Raw genomic sequence first — 13441 nt, 5'->3', positions numbered from 1 at the left:
GCCGGTGGGGGCTCAGGAGGCGAGGACGCGGGCCCGGCAGGCCGCCGGGGTGCCCCAGGCGTCGCGGAGCGGGCGGGCCTTGCGGATCCAGAGGGAGAGGTCCAGCTCCGCCGTGTAGCCGACGGCGCCGTGGAGCTGGAGGGCGGTGCGGGCGGCGGCGTGGGCGGCCTCGCCCGCGGTGACCTTGGCGGCGGCGATCTCGCGCGGGGCCGCGTCGGAGCCGGCGGCGAGCGCCAGCGCCGCCCCGTACAGCAGCGGCCGGGCGAATTCGAGGGCGACGAGGGTGTCCGCGAGGCGGTGCTTGACGGCCTGGAAGGAGCCGATGGCGACGCCGAACTGGGTGCGCTGCCGGATGTAGGAGACGGTCCGGTCCAGCAGCGCCAGGCCGAGGCCGAGGGACTGCGCGGCGGTGGCGAGGGCGGCGACACCGGCGGCGTGCCCGGCGGCCCGCGCCACCTCCGGGCCGCGCGCCAGGACGGTGCCGCCGAGCGGGCGGGCGAGGCGGCGGACCGGGTCGGCCGAGGGCTGGACGGGGCCGGCGCCCTCCGCGAGCCGCAGGACGTCCCCGTCCACGACGAGGACGGCGTCGGCGGCGTCCGCGTCCAGCGCGTACGGGCCGCCGTGCTCCGGCGCGCACAGGGAGAGCACCGCCTTGCCCGCGGCCACCCGGGGCAGCCAGGCGGCGGCCCCGGCGTCGCCGAGCCGGTCGAGGAGGGCGGCCGCCGCCACCGTCTCCACCACCGGACCGGGCACGGCGTGGCGGCCCAGCTCGACGAAGGAGAACGCGAGTTCCACGGGCAGCGGGCCCATGCCCTCGTAGGGCTCGGGCACCGCCAGGGCGAAGACGCCGGTCTCCGCGAGCCGGGACCAGAGGGCGCGGCCGGGCGCGTGGTCGCCGGCCGCCCAGGCGCGGGCCGCTCCCGGGGTGTCGGCCGAGGCGAGCAGGCCGTCCAGGGTGCGGGCGAGCTCGCGGTGCTCGGCGTCGGGGAGGAAGCGCATCACCGGCGTCCCTTCGGCAGGCCGAGCAGCCGCTCGGCGATGATGTCGCGCTGGATCTCGTTGGTGCCGGCGTAGATGGGTCCGGCGAGGGAGAAGGTGTAGCCCTCGGCCCAACCGCCGTGCGCCGGGGCCTCGTCGGCGTGGTCGGCCAGTTCGCCGAGCGGGCCGAGGAGGTCGAGCGCCGTCTCGTGGAGGGCGATGTCCAGCTCGGACCAGAAGACCTTGTTGAGGCTGGACTCGGCGCCGAGAGCGCCCCCTTCGGCGATCCGGGAGGCGTTGGCCCAGGTGTGGAGCCGGTAGGCGCGGGCGCCGATCACGGCGTCCGCGACCCGGTCGCGCAGGGCGGTGTCGGCGGGGTCGCCGTGCTCCCGCCACAGGGCGGCGAGCCGGTCGGCGGCGGCGGTGAAGCGGCCGGGGCTGCGCAGGGTCAGTCCGCGCTCGTTGCCCGCGGTGCTCATCGCGACGCGCCAGCCCTGCCCCGGCTCGCCGATCACGTCCTCGTCGGGCACGAAGACCCCGTCCAGGAAGAGTTCGGCGAAGGCGGGCTTCCCGTCGAGCCGTCCCACCGGGCGGACCGTCACGCCCTCCGCGTCCAGCGGGAACATCAGGTACGTCAGGCCCTGGTGCGGCTTCGGGGTGCCGGGCTCGCTGCGGAAGAGGCCGAAGGCGCGGTCGGCGAAGGCGGCCCGCGAGGACCAGGTCTTCTGTCCGTGCAGGAGCCAGCCGCCGTCGGCGCGCACGGCGGTGGAGCGCAGGCTCGCCAGGTCGGAGCCGGACTCGGGCTCGGACCACGCCTGGGCCCAGACGGTCTCGCCGGAGGCCATGGCGGGCAGCACGCGGGCGCGCTGCTCCTCGGTGCCGTGCGCGAAGAGGGTGGGGGCGAGGAGGCTGATGCCGTTCTGGCCGACCCGGCCGGGGGCGCCGGCCGCGTAGTACTCCTCCTCGAAGACCAGCCACTGGAGGAGGGAGGCGTCCCGGCCGCCGTAGGCGCGGGGCCAGGAGACGGCCGACCAGCCGCCGGCGCCGAGGGTCCGCTCCCAGGCGCGGTGGGCGGCGAAGCCCTCCCCGGTCTCCAGGGAGGGGAGCGGGTCTGCGGGCACGTGGGCGGCGAGCCAGGCGCGGGCCTCGGCCCGGAAGGCGTCGTCCGCGGGGGAGTGGTCGAGGTCCATCAGGCGCCTCCCGTCCCGGGGTCCGCCGGGGCCGCCGGCCGGGGGCGGGCGCGGTGCGCGCCGGTCCTCCGGCGGCCGGTCTCCGGGCGGCCGGACCGGGTGCGGCCGGGCCCTGCGGTGGTGCGGGCAGCGGACATCCGCGCTCCTTCCCTAACAAGTGTTTGGTAGGTTAACGTACGGCCATGAGCGACGTCGAGAAGTTCCGCAGCGAGGTGCGCGGCTGGCTGCGCTCCCACCTCACCGGAGGCTTCGCGGACCTCAAGGGCCGCGGCGGACCCGGCCGCGAACACGAGGCGCACGCCGAACGCCTCGCCTGGGAGCGGCACATGGCCGCCCACGGCTGGACCTGCGTCGGCTGGCCCGAGGAGTACGGCGGCCGCGGCGCCACCCTGGAGGAACAGGTCGCCTTCCACGAGGAGTACGCCCTCGCCGACGCCCCCGCCCGCGTCGGCCACATCGGCGAACAGCTCCTCGGCCCCACCCTCATCGCCTTCGGCACCGCCGCCCAGCGCGCCCGCTTCCTCCCCCCGATCGCCGCCGTCGGCGAACTCTGGTGCCAGGGCTACTCCGAGCCCGGCGCCGGCTCCGACCTCGCGGCCGTCCGCACCCGCGCCGAACGCGACGGCGACCAGTGGGTCGTCACCGGCCAGAAGGTCTGGACCTCACAGGCCCACGAGGCCGACTGGTGCTTCGTCGTCGCCCGCACCGACCCCGGCTCCACCCGCCACCACGGCCTGTCCTACCTGCTCGTCCCGCTGCGCGCGCCCGGCGTCGAGATCCGGCCGATCGTCCAGCTCACCGGCACCTCCGAGTTCAACGAGGTCTTCTTCGACGGCGCCCGCACCGACGCCGCCCACGTCGTCGGCGCCCCCGGCGACGGCTGGAAGGTCGCCATGGCCACCCTCGGCTTCGAGCGCGGCGTCTCCACCCTCGGCCAGCAGGTCGGCTTCCGCCGCGAACTGGAGGCCGTCATCGCCCTGGCCCGGCGCAACGGCGCCGCCGCCGACCCGCACCTGCGCGACCGCCTCGCCCGCGCCTGGACCGGCCTGGAGACCATCCGCTCCAACGCCCTGCGGACCCTGAGCGGCGCCGCGGCCGGCGCCCCCGGCCCCGAAGCCTCCATCGGCAAGATCTTCTGGGCCACCTGGCACCGCGAACTCGGCGCGCTCGCCATGGACGTCTGCGGCGCCGGCGGCATGCTCGCCGCCGGGGAGCCGTACGACCTCACCGACTGGCAGCGCCTCTACCTCTTCTCCCGCTCCGACACCATCTACGCCGGATCCAACGAGATCCAGCGGAACATCATCGCCGAGCGCGTCCTCGGCCTGCCGAAGGAGCCGCGACCATGACCCCCGACCCGGCCCGCCGCCCTTCGCCCGCGCCCGCCGCCCCGCCCCCGTACGTCCCCGGCCACGGGCTGCTCGCCGGACGCGGCGCCGTCGTCACCGCCGCCGCCGGGGCCGGCATCGGCGGCGCGACCGCCCGCCGCCTCCTGGAGGAGGGCGCCCGCGTGGTCCTCTCCGACGCCCACGCCCGCCGCCTGAAGGAGACCGAGGCCGCGCTCGCCGCCGAGTTCGGCGCCGACCGGGTCGCCGCCCTGCCCTGCGACGTCACCGACGAGGCCCAGGTCGCCGCCCTCCTCGACCTCGCCGAGGAGCGCCACGGCCGCCTCGACGTCGTCGTCAACAACGCCGGCCTCGGCGGCACCGCCGACCTCGCCGACATGACCGACGAGCAGTGGGACCGGGTCCTCGACGTCACCCTGGGCGGCACCTTCCGCTGCACCCGCGCCGCCCTGCGCCGCTTCCGCGCCGCCGGCACCGGAGGCGTCGTCGTCAACAACGCCTCCGTGGTCGGCTGGCGCGCCCAGAAGGGCCAGGCCCACTACGCCGCAGCCAAGGCCGGCGTCATGGCCCTCACCCGCTGCGCCGCCCTGGAGGCCGCCGCGTACGGGGTCCGCGTCAACGCCGTCTCCCCGAGCCTCGCCATGCACCCCCACCTGGCGAAGGTCACCACCCCCGAACTCCTCGCCGAACTCACCTCCCGCGAAGCCTTCGGCCGCCACGCCGAACCCTGGGAGGTCGCCAACGTCATCGTCTTCCTCGCCAGCGACTACTCCTCCTACCTGACCGGCGAGGCCCTCTCGGTCAGCAGCCAGCACCCGTGAGACCGGCCCCCCCGGGCAGGGCGGCGCCCCGACCCACCCACCGACACCGAGCAAGGAGTGACCATGGCCGAGGCATACATCGTGGAAGCCGTCCGCACCCCGGTCGGCAGGCGAGGCGGCGGGCTCGCCGCCGTCCACCCCGCCGACCTCGGCGCGCACGCCCTCAAGGCGCTGATGGAGCGCGCGGGCGTCGATCCGGCGGCCGTCGAGGACGTCGTCCTCGGCTGCCTCGACACCGTCGGACCGCAGGCCGGTGACATCGCCCGGACCGCCTGGCTGGCCGCCGGACTCCCCGAGGAGGTCCCCGGCGTCACCGTCGACCGCCAGTGCGGCTCCTCCCAGCAGGCCCTCCACTTCGCCGCCCAGGGCGTCCTGTCCGGCACCCAGGACCTCGTCGTCGCCGGTGGCGTCCAGAACATGTCGATGGTCCCCATCGCCTTCGCCAGCCGCCAGGCCGCCGACCCCCTCGGCCTGACCGGCGGCCCGTACGCCGGCTCCGAGGGCTGGCGGGCCCGCTACGGGGACCGGCCCGTCAACCAGTTCCACGGCGCCGAACTCATCGCCGACAAGTGGGACATCAGCCGCCGCGACATGGAGGAGTACGCGCTCCGCTCGCACCGGCGGGCGGCCCGCGCGATCGACGAGGGCCGCTTCGACCGCGAGATCGTCCCCTACGGCGGCGTCACCGCCGACGAGGGCCCGCGCCGCGACACCAGCCTGGAGAAGATGGCCGGGCTCGCCCCCGTGGTCGAGGGCGGCCGGATCACCGCCGCCGTCTCCTCCCAGGTCTCCGACGGCGCCTCCGCGATGCTCCTCGCGAGCGAGCGGGCGGTACGGGAGCACGGGCTGGTCCCGCGCGCCCGCGTGCACCACCTGTCGGTGCGCGGCGAGGACCCGATCCGGATGCTGTCGGCGCCGATCCCGGCGACCGCGTACGCCCTGAAGAAGACGGGGATGACGCTGGACGACATCGACCTGGTCGAGATCAACGAGGCGTTCGCCCCGGTCGTCCTCGCCTGGCTGAAGGAGACCGGCGCCGACCCGGAGAAGGTCAACGTCAACGGCGGCGCCATCGCCCTCGGTCATCCCCTCGGCGCCACCGGCACCAGGCTGGCCACCACCCTCCTGCACGAACTGGAGCGCACCGGGGGGCGCTACGGGCTCCAGACCATGTGCGAGGGCGGCGGCCAGGCGAACGTCACGATCATCGAGCGCCTATGACGCTGTGACCCGTCACCCGCGGTCCGCCTCCCGGGTGCCGAAGAGCCGCTGCCAGACCGCGTGATCGGTGCGGGGACCGCCCGGGGTCCGCGCACCGTACGCCGCGATCTCGGCCTCGATGTCGAGCGGCCGGGTCGGCGAGGTCATGGCGGTCAGCTCCGCCTCCACCGCGTGGTCCGGGACCAGCCAGCACACCTCGAAGTCGATGCCGTCGGGGTCGCGCGCGTACAGCGCCTTGGTGGAGGCGTGGTTGCTCGCCCCGGTCAGGGCCCCCGCCTCGGTCAGCCGGGTCCGCATCCGGTCCAGCTCGGCGAGGGTGTCCACCTCCCACGCCAGGTGGTAGAGGCCCACCCGCCCGGCCCGCCCGCCGGAGCCAGGCTCGGGCGACTGGAACAGGCCGAGGTCGTGGTCGTTGGCGGACCCGGCCGCCTGGAGGAAGGCCGCTCCGGGAAACGCCCGCGGCAGCGGCCGGAACTCCAGGACGTCCCGGTAGAAGGCGAGGCTGCGCTCCAGGTCGGAGACGAAGAGGACGGCGTGGTTCAGCCGGTGGACGGGCATGGGGCGGATCCGTTCGGGAGGCGCGGGGCGCGAGGAGCGGGAGAAAGACATTGTCGGGGGTCCCCCGGCGCGGACGCGCCCCGGGGGACCCCCGACACGGGGAACGATCCTCAGGACGGGGCCGTACGGGGCAGCGCCCCCAGCACCGCCGCCGCCTCGGCCATCACCCGCCCGACCAGCTCCGCGCAGGACGGCAGGTCCTCGATGAGCCCCGCGACCTGGCCCGACGCCATCACCCCGAGGTCCGTGCGCCCTTCCACCATGGACGCCCTGAGCAGCATCGGCGTGTTCGCGGCCAGCAGGACCTGGCTCCAGGACAGGTCCCGGCCGTGCTTCATGGCCAGCCCGTCGCGCACCATCCGCACCCAGCCGGTACCGGCCTCGCGCCGGAAGGCCGCCGCGTGCCGCACCGCCCGCAGCAGCGCGGCGGCCCGCCCCGAGCGCTCCAGGGCGTCGACCAGCTCGGTGCGCAGCATCCGGTGCGGCAGCCCGTCCACGGCGGTGGTGACGGTCACGTCGGTGACGGCCGCGGCCAGGTACCGGGCCTTCACCGCGTCCGGGACGGTCGAGTCGGAGGTGAGCAGGAAGCGGGTGCCCATGGCGACGCCCGCCGCGCCGTAGGAGAGCGCCGCGACCAGGCCGCGCCCGTCGTGGAAGCCGCCGGCGGCGATGACCGGGATGTCCACGGCGTCCACCACCTGGGGGAGGAGGACGGTGGTGGCGACGCTTCCGGTGTGCCCGCCGCCCTCGCCGCCCTGCACGAGGACCGCGTCGGCGCCCCAGGCGGCGACCTTCTCGGCGTGCCGCCGGGCGCCGACGGAGGGGATCACGACGACCCCCGCGTCCTTGAGCCGGGCGATCAGCTCGCGGGACGGGGCGAGGGCGAAGGAGGCGACCCGCACCCCCTCCTCGATGATGATCCGCACCCGCTCGGCCGCGTCCCCGGCGTCCGCCCGCAGGTTGACCCCGAAGGGCGCGTCGGTGCGGGACCCGACCTCGCGGACGGCGTCGCGCAGCCGCTCGGGGCTCATGGTCGCGGAAGCGAGGATGCCGAGCGCGCCCGCGTTCGCGGTGGCGGAGACGAGCCGGGGGCCCGCCACCCACCCCATGCCGGTCTGCACGATCGGGTGGCGGACGCCGGTGAGCGCGGTGAGCGGGGTGGCGAGCACGGTGTCGCTCACGGCCGGACCTCCCGGTCCCGGAGCCCCTTCGGGTCGATCTCCCGGCGGATGAGCCGGAGTTCACCGGCGGTCGGCGTGCGGGTGTACGGCACCTCGTCGGGGACGGCCAGCTCGAAGCCGGTCGCCTCCCGCACCTGCGCGACGGTGACGCCGGGGTGGAGGGAGCGCAGCCGCATGGTGCGGTCCGGGGTCTCGAAGTCGAAGACGCCGAGGTCGCTGACGACCCCGGGCAGCCGGTGGTGGCGGGTGGCGGAGGGGCCCGCGGCGGCGGCCCGGTCGTGCCCGACCCCGCAGACCATGTCCACCCGCTCCACGAAGACCCGCCGGGAGTGCCGGGGGATCCAGTAACTCGTCGGGTTGTTCAGGGTGTTGACGGGCGCTCCGCGCACGCCGAGGAGCTGCCGGAAGGGCCGCTCCCAGGCTCCGACGCAGGAGATGTTCTGGTTGCCGTACCGGTCGATCTGGCTGGCGCCCATCATCACGTGCCGCCGTCCGGTGGCGACCAGGGCGAGGTGCTGGCGGTACGGCAGCCAGCCCTCGACGACCCGGGGCGGGGCGCCGACGGCGGGGACGTCGGCCATGAGCAGCGCCTCGCCGTCGGTGAGGAGCAGGTCGGGGGCGAAGGTGAGCCGGGCGAGCCGGGCGCCGATCAGGGGGACGGTGCCCATCGGGCTGGCCAGCACCTCGCCCGCGTCCCGCCACTGTTCGGCGCACGCCACCACGCAGTGCTCGGCGCGGGTGGCCGGGGCGTCGTCCGTGCCGGTGGTGCCGTCGGTCGCGCTCATGCCCGCTCCTCCTGGTGGAAGGCCGCCACCGCGGCCTGGTAGGCGTCCTCGTCGCCGGAGAGGAAGCGCGCGGTGAAGGCCCGCCAGGCCTCGGGGTCGCGGGCGGCCTCGGCGTAGTGGCGCTGGAAGCGCTCGTCGCGGTCGTGGTCGGGGACGCAGGAGGTGAAGTGGGCGCCGTTCGGGGCCTCGACGACCCCGGTGACGAAGGCGCGCCTGAGCAGCAGCGACTGCGGCCCGCCCTCCTTGGCCAGTTCGGCGGTCTCCACGATCCGCTCGCAGGAGACGTACGCGGTGTCGGCGGCCTCGCAGAAGAGGTCGTCGAAGTACGGGTCGGGGCCCAGGTACTGGGCGTTGCCGTGGATGTCGGCGCGGTTGAGGTGGACGAGGGCGGCGTCCATCCGCAGGGCGGGCACGGCGACCAGTTCCTCGCCGTCCCCGTACGGCGAGGTCACCGTCCGCAGCGAGGGGTTGACGGTCATCACGTCGGAGCCGAGCCCGGCCCGGATCGGCATGAAGGGCAGCCGGTGCCCGGCCGCCGTCAGCCCCCACATGACCATCGCCTCGTCCAGCTCGACGAGTTCGAATCCGCCGCGCTGCCGGGCGGCGGTGAAGTGCGGTTCCAGCGGCACGGAGTCGAGGGTGGCGAAGGCGGCGACGAGCTTGCGGATCTTTCCGGCGGCGGCCAGCAGGCCCACGTCGGGGCCGCCGTACGAGACGACGGTGAGGTCGGTGACGTCGGACCGCAGCAGCGCGCGGACCAGCGCCATCGGCTTGCGCCGGGAGCCCCAGCCGCCGATGCCGACGGTCATGCCGCTGCGGAGGGTGGCGGCGACCTCGTCGGCCGTCATGGTCTTGTCCCTGGTCACGAGTCAGTTCTCCTTGCCGGTGCCGGAGTCCGTGCCGAAGGCGTCGCGGACCCGGTCCGCGACGCCGCTGAGGTTCGCCTCGAAGGTGAAGCCCTGCTCGAAGCGGTAGCTGCGCCGGACGTCGACCGGGTCGATGCCGTTGATGGCGGCCTTGGCGAGGCGGATCAGCTGTCCGTCCTTGGCGGCGATCTCCCGGGCCAGCGCGAGGGCGGCCCCGCGCAGCCGGGCGCGGGGGACGACCTCCCAGACCGAGCCGTGCCGGTGGAGCTCCCCGGCGGTGACGGTGCGCGAGGTGTAGTAGAGGGCGCGCATGAGGTGCTGGGGGACGAGCCGGGCGAGGTGGGTGGCCGCGCCGAGGGCGCCCCGGTCCAGTTCGGGCAGGCCGAAGACGGCGTCGTCGGAGGCGACGATCGCGTCGGCGTTGCCGGCCAGGCCGACGCCGCCGCCCAGGCAGAAGCCGTGCACCTCGGCGACCACCGGCACCTCGCAGTCGTAGACGGCGGCGAAGGCCTCGTAGCAGCCCCGGTTGGCGCCGAGGATCGCCTCGGGGCCGGTCGCGCGCTGGAGCTCCTTGATGTCCACGCCGGCGTTGAAGCCCCGGCCCCCGGCGGCCAGGACCACGCAGCGGACCTTCGGGTCGGCGCCGGCGGCGCGCACGGCGGCCGCCAGGTCGTACCAGCCCCGTACCGGCAGGGCGTTGACGGGCGGGAAGTCGACGGTGACGACGGCGACGCCCTCGTCGGGGACGGAGGTGGAGACACCCATGAGCAGATCAGCTACCTTTCCACCAAACGTTTGTTAGGTGGAAGATAGCAGCGGCGCGCCCGCCGCGGGAGGTGTCCCTTGCCCCTGACCATCGACCTGTCCGGCACCGTCGCCGTCGTGACCGGCGGCACCCGGGGCGTCGGCGCCGGGATCGCCCGCGCCCTCCTCGCCGCCGGCGCCGAGGTGGTGACCTGCGCCCGCCGGCCCCCCGACCGGCCCGTCACGGCGGCCGGCCGCGCCGCCCGCTTCCTCCCCGCCGACCTCCGCGACCCGGCCGCCGCCACCGCCCTCCTCACCCGGGTCCGCGACGACCACGGCCGCCTCGACACCCTCGTCAACAACGCCGGCGGCACCCCCTTCCGCCTCCTCGGCGACGGCACCCCCGCCGCCCACGCCCGGGTCGTGGAGCTGAACCTCCTCGCCCCGCTCACCGCCTCCCTCGCCGCGTACGAGGTGATGCGCCACCAGCCCGCCGGCGGCTCCGTCGTCATGGTCGGCAGCGTCAGCGGCACCCGTCCCTCCCCGGGCAGCGCCGCCTACGGCGCCGCCAAGGCCGGCCTGGAGAACCTCGCCCGCTCCATGGCCGTCGAATGGGCCCCGCTGGTCCGGGTCAACACCCTGGTCCTGGGTATGGTCCGCACCGAGCTCTCCCACCTCCACTACGGCGACGCGGCGGGCCTCGCCGCCGTCGCCCGCACCGTCCCCCTCGGCCGGCTCGCCGAACCCGCCGACGTCGGGGACGCCTGCGTCTTCCTGGCCTCCGACCGGGCCGCGTACGTCACCGGAGCCGCCCTCCACCTCCACGGCGGCGGGGAACGCCCCGCCTTCCTCGACGCCGCCACCGCCAACCGCCCCGCCGACCACCCCGAGAAGTGAGGACCCCGCCATGACCGGACTCTGCGCAGGACGCGTCGTCGTCGTCACCGGAGCGGGCCGCGGCCTCGGCCGCGCCCACGCCCTCGCCTTCGCCGCCGAGGGCGCGAAGCTCGTCGTCAACGACCTCGGCGTCGGCCTCGACGGCGCCCCCGGCCCCGACAGCCCCGCCACCCACGTCGCCGAGGAGATCAGGGCGGCCGGCGGCGAGGCCGTCGCCCACGGCGGCGACATCGCCTCCGACGAGGGCGCCGCCTCCCTCGTCGCCACCGCCCTGCACGCCTTCGGCCGCCTCGACACCCTGGTCAACAACGCCGGATTCCTCCGCGACCGGATGCTCGTCAACCTCGGCGAGGCCGACTGGGACGCCGTCATGCGCGTCCACCTCAAGGGCCACTTCCTCACCCTCAAACACGCCGCCGCCCACTGGCGCGCCGAGGCCAAGGCCGGCCGCACCCCGTGCGCCCGGGTGGTCAACACCAGCTCCGGCGCCGGCCTCCTCGGCAGCGTCGGCCAGGGCAACTACGCCGCCGCCAAGGCCGGCATCGTCGGCCTCACCCTGGTCGCCTCCGCCGAACTCGCCCCGTACGGCGTCCAGGTCAACGCCATCGCCCCCGCCGCCCGCACCCGCATGACCGAGCGGACCTTCGCCGAGACCATGGCCGCCCCCGACGGACCCGGCTTCGACGCCATGGCCCCGGAGAACGTCTCCCCGCTCGTCGTCTGGCTCGGCTCCGGCGCGGGCGAGGGGGTCACCGGCCGCGTCTTCGAGGCCGAGGCCGGCCGGATCACCGTCATGGAGGGCTGGCGCCCCGGCCCCACCGCCGACAAGAAGGCCCGCTGGACCCCGGCCGAGGCCGGCGACGCGGTCCTCGGTCTCCTCGCCGACGCCGAGCCCCCGCAGCCGGTGTACGGCGCCCGCTGACCCCGGCCCGGCTGGGCGAACTGCCGTGCGGGCCATCCCCTTTGAGGGTGAAGCGGCGGGCACGCCGTGCCTCCGGGCGCCCTCCCGGTGTTCTCCCCGGCGGAAGATCGTTCCGACACGGGGGAGAGGGCGCGCGATGCGGCGAGGCGGGGAAGACGGGCGGGGCGCGTGAGCACGGCGGAGGAGACCGGCACCCGGACCGACCCCGCCCGCACCGCCCGCGCGGTGGCCGGGCGGCTGCTCCGCCACACCCTCGCCGGCCTGCCCGGCGGCGACGCGGACCCGCCCCGCTGGACCGTCGGCGGCACCGGCCCGGTCGGCGTCGACGCGGGCGACGAGCGCGCCGCCCAGGCCGCCTGCGGCGTCATGCACGTGCACGGCCGGGCCACCGGAGCCCCCGCCCCGCTCACCGCCCCCTACGTCTCCGCCGTCACCGGCGTGCTCGCCGCCCAGGGCGCCACCGCCGCCCTGCTGGCCCGCGACCGGGGCCGCCCGCCGCTGCGCACCGGCACCTCCCTCGCCCAGGGCGCCCTCCTCACCGTCACCCAGTACCTCGCTGCCGCCACCGCCACGGCCCCCGACGGCGACGCCCCGCCGCCCGAGCCCGCCCCCGGCCTCGCCACCCTCGTCACCGCCGACGCCGCCCGCGTCGAGATCGAGACCCTCGACCCGCTGGCCTGGGCCGGGTTCTGGCGCCGGTTAGGGGTGCCGTCCCGGACGGCCGGGCGCGGCTGGCTGCCCTTCCAGAGCCGCTTCGGCACCGCCGTCTGCCCGCTGCCCCCGGAACTCCCCGCCGCCGTCCTCGCCCACCCCCTGGAGGCCGTGCGCCGGGCCGGCGCCGAGCACGGCGTGTCGGTCGCCGTGATCGGCCCGGCCACGACGGCCCCCGCCCTCGCCCCCTGGACGGCCGAGCCCGCCGCCCCGGCCCCCGCCCCGCACCTCCCCCCGGCCGTCCCCGCCCCCGGCGCCCCGCCGCTCGCGGGCGTCCGGATCGTCGAGTCGGCCCGCCGGGTCCAGGGCCCGCTGGCCGGACACGTCCTGCGGATGCTCGGCGCCGACGTCGTCCGCGTCGAACCCCCCGGCGGCGACCCCCAGCGCGCCCTGCCCCCGGTCGCCGCGGGCTGCTCGGTCCGCTTCTCCGCCCTCAACCACGGCAAGACCGTCGTCGAGGCCGACCTCACCACCCCCGCGGGACGCGCCGCCACCGCCGAACTCGCCGCGGGCGCCGACGTCTTCCTGCACAACTGGGCCCCCGGCAAGGACCGCGCCCTCGCCCTGGACGCCGACGCGCTGCACGCCCTCAACCCCCGCCTCGTGCACGCCTCCGCCTCCGGCTTCGGCACCGCCCTCGGCCCCGTCCCGCCGCTGGGCACCGACTACCTGGCCCAGGTCCACGGCGGTCTCGCCGCCGCGCTGCGCCCGGCGGACGAGCCCCCCGCCCCCTCCCTCATGACCGTCACCGACGTCCTCGGCGGCCTGGTCCTCGCCCAGGCCGTCCTCGCGGGCCTCCTCGCCCGCGAGCGGACCGGCCGGGGCGGCCGCGTCACCTCCTCGCTGCTCTCCGCCGCCGCCCTGGTGCCCCGCGCCGGCCACCGCGCCGTCCTGACCCCGCTGGACCGCCCGCTGCCCACCGCCGACGGCCTGCTGCACCTCGGTGCCGAGGCGCGCCGCCGCCCCGACGCGGTCGCCCGCGCCGTCGGCGCCCCTACCGCCGACGCGGTCGCGGACCGGCTGCGGAGCCGTACGACCCGGGAGTGGCTGACCCGGCTGCGGGCGGCCGGACTGCCCTCCGTCGCCGTCCGCACCGATCTGGCCGCCCTCGCCGCCGACCCCGCCTTCGCGCGGGCCGTCCTGCCGCCCGACGCGCACCTCCCGTACGCCCGCCCGGCCGCCCCCTGGACGTTCACGGAGGACACCTCCCCGTGAGGCCGC

General features: G+C 76.6%; 13 protein-coding genes. 6 read left to right on the top strand and 7 right to left on the bottom strand.

Features of this window, described 5'->3' with window-relative positions:
• Window positions 1-12: 12 nt before the first annotated feature.
• Together IE219_RS17910 and IE219_RS17905 are read right to left on the bottom strand one after the other, a co-directional pair.
• The gene (locus IE219_RS17910) at window positions 13-999 is read right to left on the bottom strand and encodes an acyl-CoA dehydrogenase family protein (protein WP_189978489.1); all 987 of its coding nucleotides are present in this window, start codon (window positions 997-999) and stop codon (window positions 13-15) included.
• Entirely contained in the window at window positions 999-2168 is a 1170-nt protein-coding gene (locus IE219_RS17905; protein ID WP_189978478.1) for an acyl-CoA dehydrogenase family protein, read from the bottom strand. The genes IE219_RS17910 and IE219_RS17905 overlap by 1 nt, the downstream gene beginning before the upstream one ends.
• A gap of 182 nt (window positions 2169-2350) precedes the next feature.
• Here IE219_RS17905 and IE219_RS17900 point away from each other — a divergent pair, with 182 nt between their 5' ends.
• The 3 genes from IE219_RS17900 (at window position 2351) to IE219_RS17890 (ending at window position 5556) form a co-directional block, all read left to right on the top strand.
• Window positions 2351-3517, top strand: a complete 1167-nt coding sequence (locus IE219_RS17900; protein WP_189978477.1) for an acyl-CoA dehydrogenase family protein — start codon at window positions 2351-2353, stop codon at window positions 3515-3517.
• Window positions 3514-4335: an SDR family oxidoreductase gene (locus IE219_RS17895; RefSeq protein ID WP_189978475.1), complete on the top strand. Its 822-nt coding sequence runs from the start codon at window positions 3514-3516 to the stop codon at window positions 4333-4335. The genes IE219_RS17900 and IE219_RS17895 overlap by 4 nt, the downstream gene beginning before the upstream one ends.
• A 63-nt stretch (window positions 4336-4398) precedes the next feature.
• On the top strand, window positions 4399-5556 hold the full coding sequence (locus IE219_RS17890) for an acetyl-CoA C-acetyltransferase (RefSeq protein ID WP_189978473.1): 1158 nt from the start codon (window positions 4399-4401) through the stop codon (window positions 5554-5556).
• A 12-nt stretch (window positions 5557-5568) separates the two neighbouring features.
• Here the strand turns inward: IE219_RS17890 and IE219_RS17885 are convergent, their stop codons facing one another.
• The 5 genes from IE219_RS17885 to IE219_RS17865 all read right to left on the bottom strand — a co-directional run bounded on the left by IE219_RS17885 (window position 5569) and on the right by IE219_RS17865 (window position 9711).
• The gene (locus IE219_RS17885) at window positions 5569-6114 is read right to left on the bottom strand and encodes a VOC family protein (protein ID WP_189978471.1); all 546 of its coding nucleotides are present in this window, start codon (window positions 6112-6114) and stop codon (window positions 5569-5571) included.
• Between the two features lie 110 nt (window positions 6115-6224).
• Window positions 6225-7295: an NAD(P)H-dependent flavin oxidoreductase gene (locus IE219_RS17880; RefSeq protein WP_189978469.1), complete on the bottom strand. Its 1071-nt coding sequence runs from the start codon at window positions 7293-7295 to the stop codon at window positions 6225-6227.
• Entirely contained in the window at window positions 7292-8080 is a 789-nt protein-coding gene (locus tag IE219_RS17875; protein WP_189978467.1) for a CoA-transferase subunit beta, read from the bottom strand. Before IE219_RS17875 ends, IE219_RS17880 begins: the two co-directional genes overlap by 4 nt.
• Window positions 8077-8928, bottom strand: coding sequence for a CoA transferase subunit A (locus IE219_RS17870; RefSeq protein ID WP_189978582.1), 852 nt, complete (start codon window positions 8926-8928; stop codon window positions 8077-8079). Before IE219_RS17870 ends, IE219_RS17875 begins: the two co-directional genes overlap by 4 nt.
• A 21-nt stretch (window positions 8929-8949) precedes the next feature.
• Window positions 8950-9711, bottom strand: coding sequence for an enoyl-CoA hydratase family protein (locus IE219_RS17865; RefSeq protein WP_189978465.1), 762 nt, complete (start codon window positions 9709-9711; stop codon window positions 8950-8952).
• 78 nt (window positions 9712-9789) lie between these two features.
• Between IE219_RS17865 and IE219_RS17860 the strand changes: the two genes are divergently transcribed.
• The 3 genes from IE219_RS17860 (at window position 9790) to IE219_RS17850 (ending at window position 13435) form a co-directional block, all read left to right on the top strand.
• The gene (locus IE219_RS17860) at window positions 9790-10587 is read left to right on the top strand and encodes an SDR family oxidoreductase (protein ID WP_189978463.1); all 798 of its coding nucleotides are present in this window, start codon (window positions 9790-9792) and stop codon (window positions 10585-10587) included.
• Between the two features lie 10 nt (window positions 10588-10597).
• A complete protein-coding gene (locus IE219_RS17855; protein ID WP_189978461.1) occupies window positions 10598-11509 on the top strand; it encodes an SDR family oxidoreductase in 912 nt (303 codons plus the stop codon).
• A 168-nt stretch (window positions 11510-11677) separates the two neighbouring features.
• Complete coding sequence (locus IE219_RS17850; RefSeq protein ID WP_268256851.1) at window positions 11678-13435, top strand: CoA transferase; 1758 nt, start codon at window positions 11678-11680, stop codon at window positions 13433-13435.
• Window positions 13436-13441: the final 6 nt, after the last annotated feature.

The sequence above is a fragment of the Streptomyces termitum genome, assembly GCF_014650175.1.
Lineage (GTDB): Bacteria > Actinomycetota > Actinomycetes > Streptomycetales > Streptomycetaceae > Streptomyces > Streptomyces termitum.
Note: the sequence above shows the minus strand (reverse complement) of the source record. Positions and strands in the feature narration are given on the sequence as shown.

Bases quoted from the DNA above. Each gene is read 5' to 3' on its own strand.
- IE219_RS17885 (WP_189978471.1), bottom strand. From the start codon at position 6,114: ATGCCCGTCCACCGGCTGAACCACGCCGTCCTCTTCGTCTCCGACCTG.
- IE219_RS17895 (WP_189978475.1), top strand. From the start codon at position 3,514: ATGACCCCCGACCCGGCCCGCCGCCCTTCGCCCGCGCCCGCCGCCCCG.
- IE219_RS17890 (WP_189978473.1), top strand. From the start codon at position 4,399: ATGGCCGAGGCATACATCGTGGAAGCCGTCCGCACCCCGGTCGGCAGG.
- IE219_RS17870 (WP_189978582.1), bottom strand. From the start codon at position 8,928: ATGACGGCCGACGAGGTCGCCGCCACCCTCCGCAGCGGCATGACCGTC.
- IE219_RS17875 (WP_189978467.1), bottom strand. From the start codon at position 8,080: ATGAGCGCGACCGACGGCACCACCGGCACGGACGACGCCCCGGCCACC.
- IE219_RS17865 (WP_189978465.1), bottom strand. From the start codon at position 9,711: ATGGGTGTCTCCACCTCCGTCCCCGACGAGGGCGTCGCCGTCGTCACC.
- IE219_RS17905 (WP_189978478.1), bottom strand. From the start codon at position 2,168: ATGGACCTCGACCACTCCCCCGCGGACGACGCCTTCCGGGCCGAGGCC.
- IE219_RS17855 (WP_189978461.1), top strand. From the start codon at position 10,598: ATGACCGGACTCTGCGCAGGACGCGTCGTCGTCGTCACCGGAGCGGGC.
- IE219_RS17910 (WP_189978489.1), bottom strand. From the start codon at position 999: ATGCGCTTCCTCCCCGACGCCGAGCACCGCGAGCTCGCCCGCACCCTG.
- IE219_RS17900 (WP_189978477.1), top strand. From the start codon at position 2,351: ATGAGCGACGTCGAGAAGTTCCGCAGCGAGGTGCGCGGCTGGCTGCGC.